Source organism: Streptomyces sp. RK62, from assembly GCF_018070255.1.
GTDB lineage: Bacteria > Actinomycetota > Actinomycetes > Streptomycetales > Streptomycetaceae > Streptomyces > Streptomyces nigra.
Window position 1 is genome coordinate 173,979 of record NZ_JAGPYD010000002.1, and the last position, 17,441, is coordinate 191,419.

At 66.9% G+C, this 17,441-nt stretch carries 12 protein-coding genes; 7 read left to right on the plus strand and 5 right to left on the minus strand.

The genetic code is table 11. The features are described from left to right. Positions 1-16: 16 nt before the first annotated feature. Positions 17-835 carry an SAM-dependent methyltransferase gene (locus KBY32_RS04570; RefSeq protein ID WP_055624082.1) on the plus strand — a complete coding sequence of 273 codons (819 nt, stop codon included), beginning with the start codon at positions 17-19 and terminating at the stop codon, positions 833-835. A gap of 82 nt (positions 836-917) precedes the next feature. Here the strand turns inward: KBY32_RS04570 and KBY32_RS04575 are convergent, their stop codons facing one another. Together KBY32_RS04575 and KBY32_RS04580 are read right to left on the minus strand one after the other, a co-directional pair. Continuing rightward, complete coding sequence (locus KBY32_RS04575; protein WP_055624081.1) at positions 918-1,829, minus strand: helix-turn-helix transcriptional regulator; 912 nt, start codon at positions 1,827-1,829, stop codon at positions 918-920. Between the two features lie 251 nt (positions 1,830-2,080). After that, entirely contained in the window at positions 2,081-2,311 is a 231-nt protein-coding gene (locus KBY32_RS04580) for a DUF397 domain-containing protein (RefSeq protein ID WP_055624080.1), read from the minus strand. A gap of 392 nt (positions 2,312-2,703) precedes the next feature. On the opposite strand from KBY32_RS04580, the gene KBY32_RS35215 reads away from it, so the two are divergent. The 3 genes from KBY32_RS35215 to KBY32_RS35630 all read left to right on the plus strand — a co-directional run bounded on the left by KBY32_RS35215 (position 2,704) and on the right by KBY32_RS35630 (position 3,724). Continuing rightward, positions 2,704-3,096, plus strand: a complete 393-nt coding sequence (locus tag KBY32_RS35215; protein WP_055624079.1) for an ATP-binding protein — start codon at positions 2,704-2,706, stop codon at positions 3,094-3,096. A gap of 11 nt (positions 3,097-3,107) precedes the next feature. After that, positions 3,108-3,446: a YciI family protein gene (locus tag KBY32_RS04590; RefSeq protein WP_055624078.1), complete on the plus strand. Its 339-nt coding sequence runs from the start codon at positions 3,108-3,110 to the stop codon at positions 3,444-3,446. Positions 3,447-3,526: 80 nt separating this feature from the next. Further along, a complete protein-coding gene (locus KBY32_RS35630) occupies positions 3,527-3,724 on the plus strand; it encodes an SHOCT domain-containing protein (protein WP_210978974.1) in 198 nt (65 codons plus the stop codon). Here the strand turns inward: KBY32_RS35630 and KBY32_RS04600 are convergent. Further along, entirely contained in the window at positions 3,718-6,171 is a 2,454-nt protein-coding gene (locus KBY32_RS04600) for a hypothetical protein (RefSeq protein ID WP_210978975.1), read from the minus strand. The two genes, KBY32_RS35630 and KBY32_RS04600, sit on opposite strands and share 7 nt — an antisense overlap. Positions 6,172-6,793: 622 nt before the next feature. Here KBY32_RS04600 and KBY32_RS04605 point away from each other — a divergent pair. Then, positions 6,794-8,851, plus strand: a complete 2,058-nt coding sequence (locus KBY32_RS04605) for a TerD family protein (RefSeq protein WP_210978976.1) — start codon at positions 6,794-6,796, stop codon at positions 8,849-8,851. A 274-nt stretch (positions 8,852-9,125) separates the two neighbouring features. After that, the gene (locus tag KBY32_RS04610; RefSeq protein WP_210978977.1) at positions 9,126-9,431 is read left to right on the plus strand and encodes a hypothetical protein; all 306 of its coding nucleotides are present in this window, start codon (positions 9,126-9,128) and stop codon (positions 9,429-9,431) included. 228 nt (positions 9,432-9,659) lie between these two features. Here KBY32_RS04610 and KBY32_RS04615 read toward each other — a convergent pair whose 3' ends face one another. Further along, a complete protein-coding gene (locus KBY32_RS04615) occupies positions 9,660-14,447 on the minus strand; it encodes a type ISP restriction/modification enzyme (RefSeq protein ID WP_210978978.1) in 4,788 nt (1,595 codons plus the stop codon). An 897-nt stretch (positions 14,448-15,344) separates the two neighbouring features. Here KBY32_RS04615 and KBY32_RS04620 point away from each other — a divergent pair. After that, complete coding sequence (locus tag KBY32_RS04620; protein WP_210978979.1) at positions 15,345-16,514, plus strand: hypothetical protein; 1,170 nt, start codon at positions 15,345-15,347, stop codon at positions 16,512-16,514. A 418-nt stretch (positions 16,515-16,932) separates the two neighbouring features. Here the strand turns inward: KBY32_RS04620 and KBY32_RS04625 are convergent, their stop codons facing one another. Then, positions 16,933-17,328, minus strand: a complete 396-nt coding sequence (locus KBY32_RS04625; RefSeq protein ID WP_210978980.1) for a hypothetical protein — start codon at positions 17,326-17,328, stop codon at positions 16,933-16,935. Between the last annotated feature and the right edge of the window lie 113 nt (positions 17,329-17,441).

The following is a 17,441-nucleotide window of genomic DNA, read 5'->3' on the forward strand; positions in this document are numbered from 1 at the left end:
GCCACTGGGGGAAACGATGGAGCCTGGAAAGCTGTCCACATCGATCGACGCAGCGGTGCCGACAGCGGCGCGCATGTACGACCACTATCTCGGCGGCAAGGACAACTACGCCTCCGACCGAGCGGCCTGCGAGGAACTGGACAAGGTCGTCCCCAGTACCCGGGCCCTCGCGGTGAACAACCGGCGTTTCCTCCAGCGCGCCGTCCGCACCCTCGCCGGTGAGTACGGCATCCGCCAGTTCCTCGACCACGGCTCCGGTCTGCCCACCCAGAACAACGTCCACCAGGTCGCGCAGGACATCGACCCCGAGTCGCGTGTCATCTACGTCGACAACGACCCGATGGTCCTGGTGCACGGGCGCGCCCTGCTCGACCAGAACGACCGCACGGCCGTCATCCACGCCGACATGCGCGACACGGACGGCATCTTCGATCACCCGGACACCCAGCGCCTGATCGACTTCTCGCAGCCGGTCGCCGTGCTCTTCAACTCGGTGTTCCACTGCATCCCGGACAGCGACACCGACGGCCCGCTCGCGGTGGCCCGCCGGGTGCGCGAGCGCCTCGCCCCCGGCAGCTTCATGCTGATGTGCCAGCTGGTCAGCGAGGACCCCGAGGTCCGCAAGTTCGTCACCGAGTTCATGGACCAGGCGACCCAGGGCCACTGGGGCCGGGTGCGTCAGGAGAAGGACGTCGAGGAGTACTTCGAGGGCCTGGAGATCCTGGAGCCCGGCCTGGTGGAGGTCTCCACCTGGCGCCCCGACAACGAGGTGGCGCCGCGTCAGCAGACGCAGGAGTGGATCGAGTTCGGCGGCATCGGCCGACTTCCGCAGTAGCCCCCCCGGTACGCGTCCGGAGCCTCCATGATTCCGCGAGGGGGCTCCGGCGAGACCGCTTCAGCGCGTCAGTTGTAGCGCGTCACGCGTAACGCTTCATGGTCTCGCGCAGCCGCTCCAGCGACTCCCGCGGGTCGAGGGCCTCGTCGCCCAGGCGGTCGAGCGCGAGCCGGTACTCCTCCGTCTCGTCGCGGTCCTCCAGGAACGCGGCGCTCTTGATGTGCTCCAGGTACACGATGTCGGGCAGGTCCACGCCGCCGAACCGGAGATAGGTGATCGGGATGGCGGGCGCGGACGCGTTCGTCACGTCCAGCGGCACGATCTGTACGGTCACATGCGGCCGCTGCGCCATCTCGACGAGGTACTCGAGCTGTTCGTGCATGACCGCGGGGCTGCCGAGGACGCGCAGCAGCACCGACTCGTCCACGATCGCCCACAGCCGGGGCGCGTCGGCGCGGTGCAGAAGCTGGCGGCGGCGCATACGCAGCTCGACGCGCCGCTGCACCTCGCGCGCGGACGCCGTGGGCAGCCCCCGCTCCACGACGGCCCGTGTGTAGGCCTCGGTCTGCAGCAGGCCGGGGACGTACTGGAGCTCGAAGGTACGGATCGCGGTGGCGGCCTCCTGCAGCCCGACCAGCCGGTCGAACCACTCCGGCATCAGCCGCTTGTCGTACCGCTGCCACCAGCCGGGCTCATTGGCCCGCTTGAGCAGCTGCAGCAGCACGGAGGCCTCGTACTCCTCGGTGCCGTACTGCTCCAGGAGCGTACGGACGTCGGCCTCGGTGGGGGGCCGGCGGCCCTTGCCCGACTCGATCCGCGACAGCTTCGCCGGGCTGAACCCCGCGGCCCTCGCCGCCTGGTCCTGGGAGAGCCCGGCATCCTCGCGGATACCCGCCAGCTGCACGCCGACCAGCATCTTCAGCAGGGTGGGCGCGGGCTCCGTCCGGCTCAGATACGGCTCGAGGCGGGAAATGCGAGGTGACTCGGAGGACATCCTGACTCCCCGTAGACGGGCATACGACAGACTGCATTATCGCATCCGGATGGCTCCCGCCGCCTGGCCCCGCCAGAAGTGGAGCGCTCAACTTCCGTTTGCGGCACGGATGATCAGGGCCCGACACGCCCCCGCCAGGGGCGCCGCCGCCTCCCCCGAAGAGCCGCGGCGCCCCTGCGTGACCGGCACCCCGCCAGGGGCGCCGGTGCCTGTGGCCGGCCGGCCGCCGTCACGCGACCGGCCGAGCGGCGTCAGGCCAGGTGGTCGAACTCACCGTCCTTGGCGCCGGCCAGGAACGCGGAGATCTCGCCCGGCGTGTAGACGAGCGCGGGGCCGTCGGGGTCGCGGGAGTTGCGCAGGGCGACCCGCCCGTCGGCCAGAGCCGCCACTTCGACGCAGTTGCCCTCGGCATTGCTGTGCCGGCTTTTGATCCAACGGACGCCCAACGAGCTGGCCCGTACGCCGTTCGGTGCTGTTGGCACTGCACTCTCCTTGCTCACGTTCCGCCACGCGCACGCCCCTCCGCCACGCCGGGCCCCGGACACGCATCGTGCTCTGCGATGACATTCCACGCGCAATTTCCCGTGAAATTGCACGAGGAGGCCTTCGTCGTGGATAATAGCCGTGCCGTCAACTGCGGTGCAGACGCCCCGTCATGACCGTGTATCAGGGAGACGTTGTGTCCTTACCTGCGTACGAAGGCCTTCGACCGCCCGGCAGCGCTGTGTCCCCCGCGAGGCCGGCCCGCCCTCTCGGCGCCGCCGTACGAGGCCTCGGCGCCGCCCCGCAGACGCCCCGTATCGCGCCTCTGCGCCCCGCCGGACCGACCGCGTCCGGTACGGACACGCCCGCCGGTACGGACACGCCCCGCCCCGTGACCCTGCGCCTCACCGGCGCGGAACGAGGCTGCGCCCAGGCCCGTGACGTCGTCCGCCGCACCCTGGACGACTGGGGCCTCGCCCACCGCACCGTCGACGCGCTCACGGTCGTCACCGAACTCCTGGCCAACGCCGTCCTGCACGCCGGGGGCGACGGCGACATCTGGCTCCGGCTCAGCCTGCGCCGCCCGGGGCACCTGGTCTGCGCGGTCATCGACCCGAGCGACAGCCCGCCGGTCTACCCCCACACCAGCGACCCGTTCGACGAGCACGGCCGCGGTCTGCGCATCATCGAGGCCCTGTCCGAGCACTGGGGCTGGACCCGCCGCCCCCCGGCCGGCAAGACGGTCTGGGCGATGCTGCGCACGGACGAGCCCGACGTGCCGTAGAACAGTCGGCCATGACGCACTATCTGATCTCGTTCGACGACGGCACCATGATCATCCCCGAGGGCGAGCTGCCGAAGGTGGCCGAGGCCTCGATGGAGGTGGTCCGCCAGGCCCGCGAGGCCGGCGTCTGGGTCTACGGCGGCGGACTGGAACGCCAGCGGGCGAGCATCGTGTCCCCGGACGGCACCGCCACCGACGGCCCCGCCCCGGAGACCAAGGCGGTGATCGGAGGCTTCTCGGTCATCGACGTCCCCACCCGCGAGGCCGCGCTGGCCTGGGCGGCCAAAATCGCCGAGGCGTGCCGCTGCCCCCAGGAGGTCCGCGAAATCATGCCGGACCCGACGGCCTGAGCCTCGGCAAGGTCCCGGGCGCCGAGCAGCCGACGGCGGCCCCCGCCCCCGCCCCTGCGCCGCAACCGGGCGGAACCTCCGTGGAGCAGCTCCGCCAGCTCGCCGAGCTGCGGGACGCGGGCATTCTCTCGGAGGAGGAGTTCACGTCGAAGAAGGCGGAGATCCTGGCCCGCATGTGGCTCACGCGCGCCCGGGCCGGCACCCGTGAAGGTGCCGGCCCGGACGGATCGGACGTACCCGCCGATCAGAGGGTCTCGTCAGTACCCGCCGCTCAGTAGTACTCGTCGAAGCTGACGCTCGGCGTCGTGCCGGAGAGGTCGACGGTGGCCGAGAAGGACGACGTGCACGTGTCCTCCATCTTCTCCTCCACGTCGAAGCTGACGTCGGTCCAGGCGACCTCCAGGTCCAGTTCACCGGAGACGGTCACGGTGCCGTCCTCGGCCAGCTCGGTCTGCAGGGACGGCTCGGACTTCTGGGTCCACTTCACGTCCTCGGCATCGTCACCCCAGAAGTAGCCGTCCGGGCTGATCGGGCAGTCGTCGGGTTCGAGGGTCGTGCTCCGCTCCACGCACTCCTTCAGCTCGGTGAGCACGGCCTGCTGCGCGGCCCGCTCGCCCTTGCCGGTGAGACCCGCGCGGAGTTCGTCCACGACCTCGGTCTCACCCGGCCCCACGACGACCGTGCCGCCCCCGTTGGCGGCGACATGGGCGGTGCTCACACCGTCCACGGTCACCGAGCCGGGGAAGACGGTCACTTCGGTGGGGCCCTCGTCCAACGGCACCGTCACCCCGTTCACCTGCGCCTTGCCGAGAACGGACGACGCCGTCAGCTCGACCTGGCCGAGACCGCCCAGGACCCGCCAGCGCCGCCACAGCCCGTGGTGCCTGTCCTCCTTGTCGGCGACCAGGTGCACGACGGTCTCGTACTCGTCGCCGTCCACCGTGTACGTCACGGTGACGGCGGCCATGTCCTCGGACTCCTCCACCTCGCCGATGCTGACGCCGGTCATCGGCGCCGCCTTGCGCTGCCGGTCCAGTACGGCCTGCGTCAGCAGCGGGCCGGAGTCGGTGCCGCCGAGCAGTGCCAGGACGTCCTCGGCGCGTCCCTCCGTGAGCGCCTCGAAGTAGTCCTCGACGGCGCCCTCCGGGCCGTACACCTGGGAGTCCACGACGGCCCAGGCAGCCGTACCACCGCCACCGAGGACGACGGCCGCGATCAGGCCGATGCCGGTGAGGCGGGCCCGCTTGCTGCCGGTGGCGAGCGGCGGGCAGGCCAGGGGCTCGCTCAGCGCACCCTCCAGCCACGCCGGCACCGGCCGGCCCTTACGGCGCGCGGCGTCGGCGAGCAGCGCGGCCCACTGCGGGTGCACGGGTCCTCCGGGCAGCCGCAGCACCCGCACCGCCGCACCCGGGAAGACGCTCACCAGCTGCCGGGTCAGGAACTGCGCCCCCACGACCAACAACGCGCCCCACAACAGGGATATGAACAACACCCCGACCAAGGACAGCCCCACGGACACGGTCCCGTGCGCACTCCCGCTGGCACCGCCGAACGCGCCCCCGGTGGACACGTCCCCCTCGACCGCCGCACCCACCGTGGAGACGAGCCCCAGCGGCATCCACACGACGGCCATGGCGACCGCGAACCTCCACAGCGCGCCCAGCAGACGCTCCCGCGGGTCATGGCCCAGCCCCTGCCGCACCGCGGTGACCACGACCGTCAGGACGACGACGAGCAGCAGCAGATAGGCACCCCAGGGCATACCGCCCGTCAGCAGCCCCGACTTCGAGTCCTCCAGCGCACGGGTGCTCCCGGCGCCGAAGAAGGAGTCGATACCGGCGGCGCCGTCCAGGGTGCCGCCGATCGTGACGCCGAGACCGACACCGGCCAGCCAGACGGCGGAGTTGACGATTGTGACCAGGACAAGCGCGAACACGGCCCCGGCACTCAGGTCGTCGGTGTCACCGAAGACCGCGTAACCCGCCGCGGTGAGCGCACCCACCCCCAGCAGTACGACGCTCACGGTGCCCGCGGCGACGAACGGAGCCCGCCACGCGCCCAGCCGGCCGGCGAACGCACCGGGCAGCGCGCCCAGATCGGCGTGGCGCACGGAGGCGCGCGCGGCGAGGTCGGTGAGGAGGACGAAGACGAGCGTGTAGGGGAGGAGCGGCCAGACGGCGAGCCCCATGTCGACCGAGGTCGTCTCGAGCTCCCCGGTGTCCATCCCGAAGACGGCGGAGGAGTGGGTCGCCAGCGCCAGGACGGTCATGGCGAGGGCGTAGACGAGCGCCCCGGTCGCGGACCGCCCGGCCACCCGGGCCCAGGTGTCCGCCGCGAGACGCCGCTCACCGCGCCGCGCGAACCACCACACCGCGAACAGCGCGGTACCGGTGAAGAGCAGCAGCTGCAGGGTGAGCCCGATCTCCCCCTGCCCGGCGACCTCGTCCGCCCCCCAGGACTGCGCCTGCTCCTCGAGGGACAGCCCCAGCGTGCCCCGGAGCGCCAGCCCGGCCATCCATACGGTGGCCAGCAGCCAGTCACCGAAGGTGCCGGTGTTCTCGTCGGGCAGGAACTGCGCCCCGACGGCGAGGACGGCGAACAGCAGCCCGAGCTGACTCCCCAACGCCGCCAGCGCACCGACGGCCACGCTCTTGGCGGCCGCCGCGTCGGGCCGCACGGCCCCGAACCACTGGGCGGCCCGCCCGGGGGGCGCGAACTGCGGCATGGGCGGTCCGGCAGGAACTGCGGCCGGAGCCGTGGGCGGCGCGGTCGGCGGGGGAGGAGGCGGGGCGGCGGTAGGAGAAGCGGGTTCAGCCGCACCGACTTCGGCAACCGGCACCCCACAACGGCTGCAGAACGCATGACCTGCGGCTGTCTCAGCACCGCAGGACGGGCAATTGCTCATGTGCTTTCCAGATGGACTCACGGCCCGGGGGCCGACCGACGGAACACGCGAACTCCCCCGACCACCGGCCATGAGAAGGAACCCTCAGGATGTGAAGATCATGTGATGATGCGTGGGGAAGATTGATAGCAGCCGCAGGCGATCATTGCAACGCACACGAATAACAAGGACAGCGAACGACCGGCGCCAGCGGCGGAGTCGACCCCTGCGACGCACGACGCCCGAGGTTAAGTCGACGTCGGCTCAGCTTCTTCACAACTCCACCCCCCCACAAGCCGATGCACTCTCACCCCCCGACGCCTCGGGAAGACACCCGAACCGCCCCGCACCGCACTCCATGAGCACTACAGTTACCGGCGCGCGACGCGGCATTATGCGTCGCTTGTCTGGCGACTGGGGCGCGGGCGACCGTGTGCCCAGGTCGCACTGTTTGGGGGGTTCAATGCAGGAAATGGTCAAGGGCGCGAACGCAACGCTGTCAGCCCTGAGTGAGAACGTCGGGTCGGTGATCGTCGGTCTGGGCTGGGGGAGCCCGACGGGCGAAGGGGACGCGGACGTCTCGGTTCTGCTGCTGGATCTGAACGGCAAGGTCCGCAGCGACGCCGACTTCTACTTCTACAACAACCCGGTCGCGGCCGACGGGAGCGTGCAGCTCCTGGGAAAGACGCCCACGGCGAACGGCAGTGAGGACCGGATCAGCTTCGACCTGACGGCGGTCCCGGCCGACGTGGACCGCATCCTCGTGACCGCCAGCCGGTACAACGGAGCCCACTTCGGCGAACTGGACGACGTGAGGCTCTCCCTCTCCGACGGAGCCGGCGAGGAGCTCCTCCGCTTCGCCATCGACGACGTCGACGCGATCAGCGCGATCATCTTCGGCGAGCTCTACCGCCGCGGCGAGGAGTGGAAGTTCCGCGCCGTAGGTCAGGGATACGAGGCCGGACTCGCGGGCCTGGCAACCGACTTCGGCGTAGACATCGAGGACGACGCCGAAGCGGCGGAGGCGGCCGAGGCGCAGGACGATCCCTCGGGCACCGAGCACGCGGAGACGACGGCGAGGCCCGCGGTCGCCGAACCGCCCCGCTCCGCGGGCGGCCTGGAGGCAGTCCCGTCACCGCGCCGCCCCCAGGACGGCCGCTCCCAGGACGAGAGCGAGCCCCGAAAGCGCTCGACTCGCCCCCGTACGGCGAAGAAGAAGATCACCCTGCCCAAGGCGGCCAAGCCGAGCCTGGCGGAGCACGACGCGTGGAAGCAGGCACGCCTCTTCCCGGTGTCGGCGCTGAAGAGCGATCACGAGCGCGAGATGCGGGCCACGTCGGTGCTGCTGTCGGTGATGGCGCAGGTACCGGAGTTCGGCAGGAGACTCACCGCCGCGTTCGGCGCACCGGCCGGCCGTATGGAGACCTTCACCGAGGTCAGCCTGCCGCACGGCGACACCCCACGGCGCCCCGACGGAGTGATCCGCGTCGAGCGCGCCGGCAAGCTGTGGACGGCCCTGGTCGAGACCAAGACCAACGGCAACGCCCTCAAGGCCGAACAGGTGCAGGCGTACATGGACATCGCCGCGCGCCGCGGCTACGAGGCCGTGATCACGCTGTCGAACGACGTGGCGCTGGAGGGCAGCCCGCTCGTCGACGTCAAGATCGACGGCCGGCGCAAGCACAAGGTCGCTCTCTGGCACCTCTCCTGGGCCGAGGTCGCCCACCAGGCACAGATGCTGATCCGCCACGAGGGCGTCGGCAACGCGGCACACGCGTGGCTGCTCCAGGAACTGCTGCACTACCTGCAGCACGACAACTCCGGTTGCCACGGCTTCCAGAACATGGGCCGGGCCTGGGTCCCCGTACGCAACGGCATCGACGACGAGACCCTCTGCGAGGGCGACGCCCGCGCCCTGGAGGTCGTCGAGAGCTGGGAGCGGCTCATCCGGCAGGTATGCCTCGGGCTGGGCGGCGAGCTGGGCCAGAAGGTCCTCCCCGTCCAGCGCACGAAGCGCGGAACGGACCCGGGAACCCGCCGAGCACTCCTCGCCGAACAACTCTGCGTCGAGGGACGCCTCCAGGCGGAACTGCGCATCGAGGGCACCCCCGGCGTCCTCGGCATCGTGGCGGACCTCCGGACGGGCAAACTCCGCACCTCCATGGAGATCCCGGCCCCCGAGCAGGGCTACCCCCTGTCCTGGGCGAAGCGCCTGATCCGCAACCTGGCGGACGCACCGGCGACGCTCCACATCGAAACCCTGGTCGACGGGACCAAGGGCGGCCCCCGCGGCACCCTGGAACGCCTCCGCCCCGAGCCGGCGGACCTCCTCCCGAAGGACAACGCCACCCGCATCACCGGCTTCCGCCTGTCCCTGCTCAAGAGCATGGGCAACGGCCGCGGCAACGCCGAGACGGGCTTCATCCGCAGCGTCGACGAAGCGGTCCACCGCTTCTACACCACAGTCGCAGCCCACCTGGACCCATCCAGACCCCGCCGATCCCCCCAACCTAAGCCCTGACCCCCACCCCCGGCGGAACAGCCCCCGTCACGCCCGGTGACGGGGCCTGCCGGGCCCCTCATACTGTGCCCGTGAACCTGTCAGACGAAGGCGAAGCCCTAAGGGCTGTCCCGTAATTCCCGGCGGGCGCGCGACGACAGCTACGGCACCTCGCCGCGTTGTCGGGTCGTCCGCATACATCCAGTATGCGGACGACCCTCCGCCTTGCGATGCACCGCATCTGACGCCGCGCGCTGATCCACCGGGAATTACGGGACAGCCCTTAGCCCCAGCCTTGGCCGAGGCGGCCAACAACGTGGTCGGCATCCTGCACGGCTGCAAGGACGCCTCCCCGATAGCCGAACGCTTCGTCCGAGCCGGCTGGAACTCCACCTCCTCCTCATGGCACGGCTACGAGGTGGAAACGACTTGGTGCCGTGTGGAGCTGGACCCAGTGGACGGCCCAGACGTCCTGCTCAACGGAGTGATAGCCCCAGAACGCTTCAACAACCTGGCGGCCCTCCTCACCCACTTCGGGCTGAGGCACTCTTTGGAGCTGTACGACGAGAACCACCCCCTGATTCGCAAGACACTCACCTGACCCCACGCCGCATGCGCCAAGCTCCCCGGACACGCAGCCGCTGTCCCGCTTCGCAGACAGTGCCTCGGCAGGTGCGGGCGTTCTAGGGCATGCCCGGCCCATGACTCTGCTGAGCGCGCATACGGCTCCGGAGGCCGCGTATGGGCATAGCGAACCAGCAGGTCAGGGGAGCGGACTATTCATTGACAGGAGATTCTGTCCACGAATAGTCCGCGCCCGACTGTTCTGTTACTCCACGATGTCGAGCGAGGGGAGGCTGTCCACGATCCTCATCGTTTTCAGGCTGACCGTGACGATTCGCTTGAGCAGGTCGATGATGTAGCGCGGGTCGTCAGACCAGTCGTTGGGGTCGTTGATGATCTCTGACGCCTTGTCGACCTTGACCTGGTAGCGGTCGATGATCCACTCGATCGCGGACCGGGCACCGAGCTGGTAGCGGTACGCCTCTTCTGGGATGTTGGTCAGCTTGACCCGAGTGTTGTAGAGGATCGTCGACCGGTCAGCCTGCCCCTTGATCTTCGGGATCTTCATCTTGGCGACCCGGTACAGCTCGCTGGGGGGCGTGATGGATGCGTCGCCGGTCACCGTCTCGACAATGCCCTTGTACGGCTCGGCTTGCTCGTAGTGGACGTGCAAGTCGGCGAGCTTACGACCGGCCGCGGCGAAGCCGTGGAAGTCACGCACCTTGGGGATGCGCGGCAGGGACTTCTTCAGGTCCGCGGCGAAGCGCTCTCGATACTCCGGGGAGTGGAGCAGGCCGTAGGTGTAGTAGAAGATGTCGTCCTTGGTGATGGCCAGGTCGGGGTACGCCTTGCGGTAGCTAGCCAGGGCGACGTCGGTGATGTTGTCGATGCGCTCGTAGCCATCGCCACTCTCGCGGAAGTCGAAACCTCCCTCGACTGTCAGTTCACGGTACGTGTAGCGGGCGAAGTGCGGGCCGACGCTCTTGGTGCCGACGGCATGCAGGTCCGGCACAACATCCGTCATCAATAGCGAGAACGGCTCGTCGGACCCAGTGCCGGTGGTGTAGAAGCCGACGTTCTCATGGTCCGGTGTCGGGAACACCCTCGGCAGCTGGTAGACGGTGTTGTTCAGCTTTCGGTCGAAGTAGACATGGGACTTGGTGAAGGGGCGGTACATCGAAGCAAAGATGCGGTCCTCAGCGAACTCGTACCGTTCCTTTTTTGCGATGCGCGCCTTATCGGCGCGATCCCAGCTGATCTTCTTCGGGTCAAGGTCGATGAACTGGTCGACGTCCGGTGCCTTGGGAGACGTGATGGCCTCCTGCTTACAGTGCGAGGCGAAGCCTGATACCTGCTGGTTGTAGAAGTCGATCGTGGACTCCATGTTCTCCTTGAGACGAGGCTCGGAGAAGTTGTAGGCCCACGCATCACGTCCAGTCTTGAGTCCGCTTGAGTAGAGCTCGAAGATGGCCGTAGCCTGGGCGGCCTTCTCCTTCTCCGCGATTGCCTGGAAGGCTGCGTAGCTCTCGTCCCGCTGGTTGATCCAGTCACCCTCGGCGTTCGGGGCGATCTTCTCCCACTCCAGAGTGTCGAGGCTCTGGATGCGGAGCTTGTCCAGTTTCTCCTCGCGGGTGAGGTAGTCGTCGACCTCGTGGTAGTACAGCTCGCAGGCGGACGCGGAAGTGCCGTTCTTGCTGCCTTTGACAAGGATCAGGATGGCGACGGTGTTTCGGCTGCCTGAGCCGAAAATCTTGCCCCCTTCCTTTTTGGACTGCTCGCCAGCGGTGCGCTGGTTGCCGCGCAGGTTGTAGCAGTAGATCGCGTCGAACTCGTTTACCAGCGACTTGCGTAGCCCGTCAGCGGTGTTGCCGTCGATGTAGCCGCCGTTGGAGACAAAGGCGACCACGCCCTCGTCTTGGACACGGTCAGAGGCCCAACGGATAGCGCGGATGTAGGAGTCGTACAGCGACGTCTTCAGGGTGGCCGTGGACTGAGCGACATAAGTCTGTGCGATGCGCTCGTCGAGCGTCTCGTATTTCAGGTTCTTGTTGTCGTCGTTCTGGCTGTCCTGCCCCACCGAGTACGGCGGGTTGCCGATGACGACCGTGATCGGCTGGGCCTTCTGCTTCTTCGCTCGTTCGCTGTTGCCTTCCAGCACATCCATGCCGTCGAGCTGCGCCGTGCCTTCCGCGAGCTGGAAGGTATCCGCCAGGACGATGCCTTCAAAGGGCTTGTACTCCCCGCCGGCGAGGTCGTGGAAGGCTGCCTCGATGTTGACGGCCGCGATGTAGTACGCGAGCAGCACGATCTCTGTGGCGTGCAGTTCGCTGGTGTACTTGCGCAGGAGGTCGTTGGGCTTGATGAGCCCGGACTGGAGGAGGCGGACCGGGAAGGTGCCGGTGCCGACGAAGGGGTCGATGATCTGGACGCCCTCGTCGGACAGGGACTTGCCGAGGTGCTTGGTCAGCGCCTGTTCGGTGGAGCGGATGATGAAGTCGACGACCTCGATCGGGGTGTAGACGATGCCCAGGGCGTCGGCGGTCTTGGGCAGGGCGGTCTTGAAGAACTTGTCGTACAGCTCGACGATGACGCGCTGGCGGCCCTCGTGGTTGTCGATGTCCTGGGCGCGGACTTTGACCGAGTGGTAGAAGCTCTCCAGGGTTTTGGCCTCGGCGTCGAGCCCCTGGTCGTCGAGGATGTTGAGCATCCCCTGCATAGCCTTGGAGACCGGGTTGTGCTCGGCGAAGGCGTAGTCCTTGAACAAGGCGTCGAACACGGGCTTGGTGACGATGTGCTGGGCGAGCATGTCCACGGCCGCGTCATCGGTTACACCTGGGTTGATGGTCGCCCGCAGCTCGCCGACGAACTCCTCGAACGCGGCCCGCTTGTCGGGGAGGGCGAGTGCGGCCTTGATGCGGGCGACGTGGCGGTTGGCGATCTGGGCGATGTCCTTAGCCCAAACCTCCCAATACTGGCGCTCACCGACCTTGTCGACGATGCGGGCGTAGATCGCGTCCCGCCAGTCACTTATGGAGAACAAGGCGTCCTGGACGTGCTGGGCGCCCTGGGCTTCCTTCTCCTTAGCAGCCTTGGCGCTGTCCGCGGTGCTGGAGCCATCCTTGTCGCCGATCCCCTCGTCGCCGGCACCGATGTGGGTGTACCCGATGATGTCGGGCTTCTTCTTGTTGAGCTCGATCTGGTTGACGGTCGCGTTGAAGCGGTCGTCGTGGGCGCGCAGTGCCTGGAGGACCTGCCAGACGGTCTTGAAGCGCTGGTTGTCCGCGAGGGCCTTCTCGGGGGAGAGGCCCGCGGGGACGGCGACGGGCAGGATGATGTAGCCGTAGTTCTTGCCTGGCGCGACGCGCATGACGCGTCCAACGGACTGCACGACGTCGACGACGGAGTTGCGCGGGTTGAGGAACAGCACCGCGTCGAGGCTGGGGACGTCCACGCCCTCGGACAGGCAGCGGGCGTTGGTCAGGATGCGGGCGTTGTTCGGGCCGGGGTCTTGCTTGAGCCAGTCGAGGAGCTGGTTGCGTCGCAGGGTGTTGAACGTGCCATCGACGTGTTCAACCTCGCAGTGCAGCACGTCGTCATCGGCCTCGTCGTACGCGTCGACGACCTCGTTGAACCGCTCCATGATTGCCTTGGAGTCGGCGATGGAGCGGGAGAACGCGACGGCCCGCTTCATCGGGGCGTCGTCCTTGCCGAACCCGGAGCCATCGGCGAAGGTGCCGGTGCGCTTGGCCAGGGCGTTCCAGCAGCCGATGATTTTCGCTGCGTCGTCGATCCGTAGTTCGGAGTCGCCTCCGGAGAGACCTTCCTGGAGGGTTTTGGCGACCACGTCCTCATCGATGGTGAGGATGAGGACCTTGTAATCAGTGAGCAGTCCCTGTTCGACGGCCTTGCCGAAGCCGAGGCGGTGGAACTCGGGACCGTACTGGGCCTCGTTGTCCATCGAGGCGACGGCCGCGGAGGCGTCCTTGGCGTCCTGCTTGGTGTCGTCGCTGTACACGCGCGGGGTGGCGGTCATGTACAGCCGGCGATCAGCACCGATGAAGCTGTCGTCGTGGACGCGGACGAACGCGGACTCGTCGTGGCCGGACAGGGTGACGCCGGTAGTGCGGTGGGCCTCGTCGCACAGGATGAGGTCGAACCGCGGCATGCCCTTCTTCTGGGCCGCGGAGATGGTGGCGATCGACTGGTAGGTCGAGAACACGACGGTCAGGCCGGGGGCGGCCTCGACGCTGGCCATCTGCGCCATCAGCCGGTCGGGGCTGGTGGTGGCTGGCAGGGCGAGGTCATGGGTGGACATGTCCTTGTCGTCGCCTTGGGCCTTCTGCTTGCCGACCTGGGCGTCGGAGCAGACGGCAAACGCACGCAGCGGAACCTTGGCCTCGTACGACCACTCACGCAGCGACTGCGAGAGCAGGGCGATGGAGGGCACCAGGAACAGGACGGTGGTGTGCTCACCCTGGCCAGCCTCGGCCCGCTCCTGCTGAAGCCGTTCGGCGATCTTCAGGCTGGTGAAGGTCTTGCCGGTGCCGCAGGCCATGATGAGCTTGCCGCGGTTATGCTCGGCGAAGCCGGCGAAGACGTCGTCGATCGCCGCCTTCTGGTGGGGGCGCGGGGTCTTCTTGTCCCGCAGCGTCATCTGGACTTCGTGGTCGATGCCGGCCGCGGGCAGATGCCACTCGACAGCGCTGTTCGCGATGCTGGCCAGTCCTATCCGGGTGACGGGGATCTGCTGGTCGTCGAGCGCGGCTTCGGCGTTGTCGCTCCACTTGTCCGTCGTGGAGATGATCATCCGGCGGGTGAAGGCGCCCTTGCCGGAGGCCGTGAAGAAGGAGTCGATGTCCTCCTTGCGGACCGTGTGATGCGGCTCGTAAAACTTGCACTGGATGGCGCAGAAGCCGCCGGTCTCGCGGTCCTGGGCGACCAGGTCGATGCCCGTATCGCGCTTGTCGTGCTCTGCCCCCGGCCAGTCGGACCACATCCACACCCGGGTGAACTGCTCGGTCCACTCCGGATCGGTGCTGAGGTACTGAACCATGAGTTCTTCAAACCGGGTGCCCCGGTCTCGGTTCCCGGTGGCCCCGTGGCGAATCGCCCTGAGTACGTCGTGCACCGTCGTCGTGTCCGTAGCCAACTCGCTCCGCACCCCATCACTGTCCACGGCGCACCTGCCGGACGCCGGATCGTTCCCACCAAAAGCTTCATAACTGTACTGCTCAAGTCCTTGAGCCAAGCCCTGATCAGGAACTTTCGATCAACCCGGAAACTACGGGGTGCCATACGAGGTAGGTGGTGGGCGTGGCGAGCGCAGGCAACTGCGGTGGGTAGCCGGTCTACTGATCACGGGCCTCACTCACCAGCGAGGCTGATGAAGCCCACGGCTCCCACCTGGTCGGACGCCGTGGGCTTCTGTCGTTGTCGGCCTTGGAGGTCAGCAGCGGAAGGCCGTCGGTGCAGTTAGCGCTCTGGCGGGCCGACCGGTAAGGCTCTCCCGCTTCCGCCGCAGGTGTAGGCCACGTCGTCTCTCGTGCCAGCCAGAGCCGGCTTTCAGGTCCTTCAATGGCGCCACCAAACCTCAAGCGTGGCCCTTACCAGGCCGGAACAAGCGCCCCCAATCGCACTGAGTAGCAGCTTCGTCCAGGTCGCCTTCGGCTGCCTCGACGCCTTCTTGTCTGTGCCGGTGCACATCGTTTGATCTCCGATCTCTGTCAGCCGCAAGAGAGAACCGGGTCTACGAACCGACCCTGCCTGACTCCAGTCAGGGGGCATCGAACGAGTGCCTTGCACGTCGCTGCCAACATGCATGCAGAGTCCGGGCTTTGCCCACGTCAGAAGGGGGCTCTCGCCTAAGCTGCTGCCACTCACTGACACTTACTGACAGGTGGAGGATGGAGCCGTGTCTAGCGGAGGGAGCCGGCGGGTTGAGCTGCCAGGAATGGACCGAGTGCCAGAAGGTCCTAAACGTGACCTTCTAATCGAATTGCACAAGTTGTACCAACTAGCCGATGCGCCAGGCCTGCGGGGATTGAGTGCCGAAATAGCCGACAGGTTGCTCCTTTCGGCGACGATGAATAGAGATCTACTCTCCAAGATCTTTTCCGGCAAGCGGTGGCCGACGATTAAGCAGGTAGATTCCCTGGTGCGCGTGCTTGCCGAGAAGTCGATTCGCAAGACAGATATCGACGCCGAAGCCGAACGCTTCCATCAGCTCTGGATGTCTGCAGAGCAGCCATTTTTGACTGAGGGTGGATCCGCTGCCGAAAATAGGATGAATGCTGCGCTGAATAATTCTGCCAGTTCGGGGGACGTTGGACATCTTTTGGAGTACGCATTGAGTCAAACGCCGGAGGGCGTTAGAGAGCTTCTGGACACTCTACAGAATCGCGGGTGGGTGAGGTTTGCTGAGGGCGTCGTCGTCGGCTTGGCTCAATTGGTCACAGCAGCAAAGGTTCCCGCCCTCCTTGTTATGCTGCCGTCTTCGTATGAGCCGATAGGGGATCTTAACTTCCTGCGCCACTTCGGTCGGCTTCGCACGGTTGCAGATGTTACTGAATCCCTGCTCCTTCTATTCCATGCTGGAGCGCAAGATCCAGCCGCCCAGCTGATCCACGAAGTGGAGGAAAGTCGAAGCTCCTCCGAAGTTGCCGACATTTACATCGGCATAGTTTCGGCTGGATACGACTGGAGGGTTGGTAGCGGCTTTGGTCGCATGGCGGGTCGGTGGAACGAATCGCCTGACATGACCATCGAGTTGATTCGGGAGTTCCGTAATCGCGGTTACCAGGAAGGCGTTAAGCGTGTAATTTCTGAATATGAAAATTTCAGCCCAGGCAAAGACAAGCTGGAACTGTATAGAGCTCTAGAAGCGGAAGGTTTGAACGATGAAAAGGACCTACTGCTGCAGTATCTCGCCAGGGGTGCCGGGTGGCGTGAGGCCTGTGAGTTCGTTATGGAATCGTCCGATCTTCCGTATGTTTCAGATCGGGTTCGTGAAGGCTTCTTGAGTTGCCGGAGTGACATGGAAGTCAGTAACTTCGAGCACCATTTTCGATATGAAAACGCTAAGCGACGGCTTTTTCGCGATGGTGATTCTAGTGAACGCTAACCGGAGAAAGCGCGTGGCCGCATCCTGTTTCCTACATAAGGCAACCCAGGCGGCTCCGCTTTGACCCATTTCCGTTCTGGAGGTGTGGTCCACGGACATTCGCGCTGGGATTGCCTGCACCGAACTCCACCCCGACTCCCATCCCGTCTGCCGTCGACCCACACACCGTGGAGCAGGCGCGGTGCCGGGCGTCCAGGTGGAGCGCGCCACTGTACGAACGACCTGGACGCCCGGTGCCGTGTCTGCTCGGCTCTGCCTGGGTCGACGGCAGACGGGATGGGAGTTCCCCACCACCACACCCCACCGGTCGGCACCCGCCTAAGAAGCCCTCACCATCCCGGAGCCTGAGCGCCCCCGCCGGAGGCCTCGTTTCTGCCCCGCGGCTGCCTTCTGCCAGGTCAGCCGAGGCTTTCCAGGCCTAGTTCGCCAGGCGTGACCTGATGGCGCTGGGCTTGCGGTCGAACTGTGTCCCGAGGGTTTCCAGGTCTCGCTCTCCTTGCTGGTAGAGGGCGAGGAGGTGCGTGTCGTCTTCCTGGGTCCAGGGCTCGCCCATTTTGGGGTAGCGGGCGCGGAGCTCTTCCGGTGATTCCCGCTGTCTGCCCAAGTCGGCCTGGGGGCGTATCGACTCGATGATGCTGAATAAGAAGCGGCCGACTTCGCTTCCGGTCAGCCAGAAGGTGAGGTGGTCGCTGTCAAAGGTGAGCCGGTCGGCGTAGACGGTCATCGCTCGCCGGAGGATGTCGCTGTCGTTCGGGTCCTGGAGGTAGTCGTTGAACGTGACATAGAAGGCAGTGGGTGCTGTCGGGGTCTCCATGGGGCTAAGCCTGCCCGGGCTCCCTGTCGGGTGGGAGGTTGTTTTTCGTCTGCCCGCTGCATGTGGCGTGCCGCCGGGCGGGGCCGCCGCTGGCGAAGACAGTGGCGGCGGCC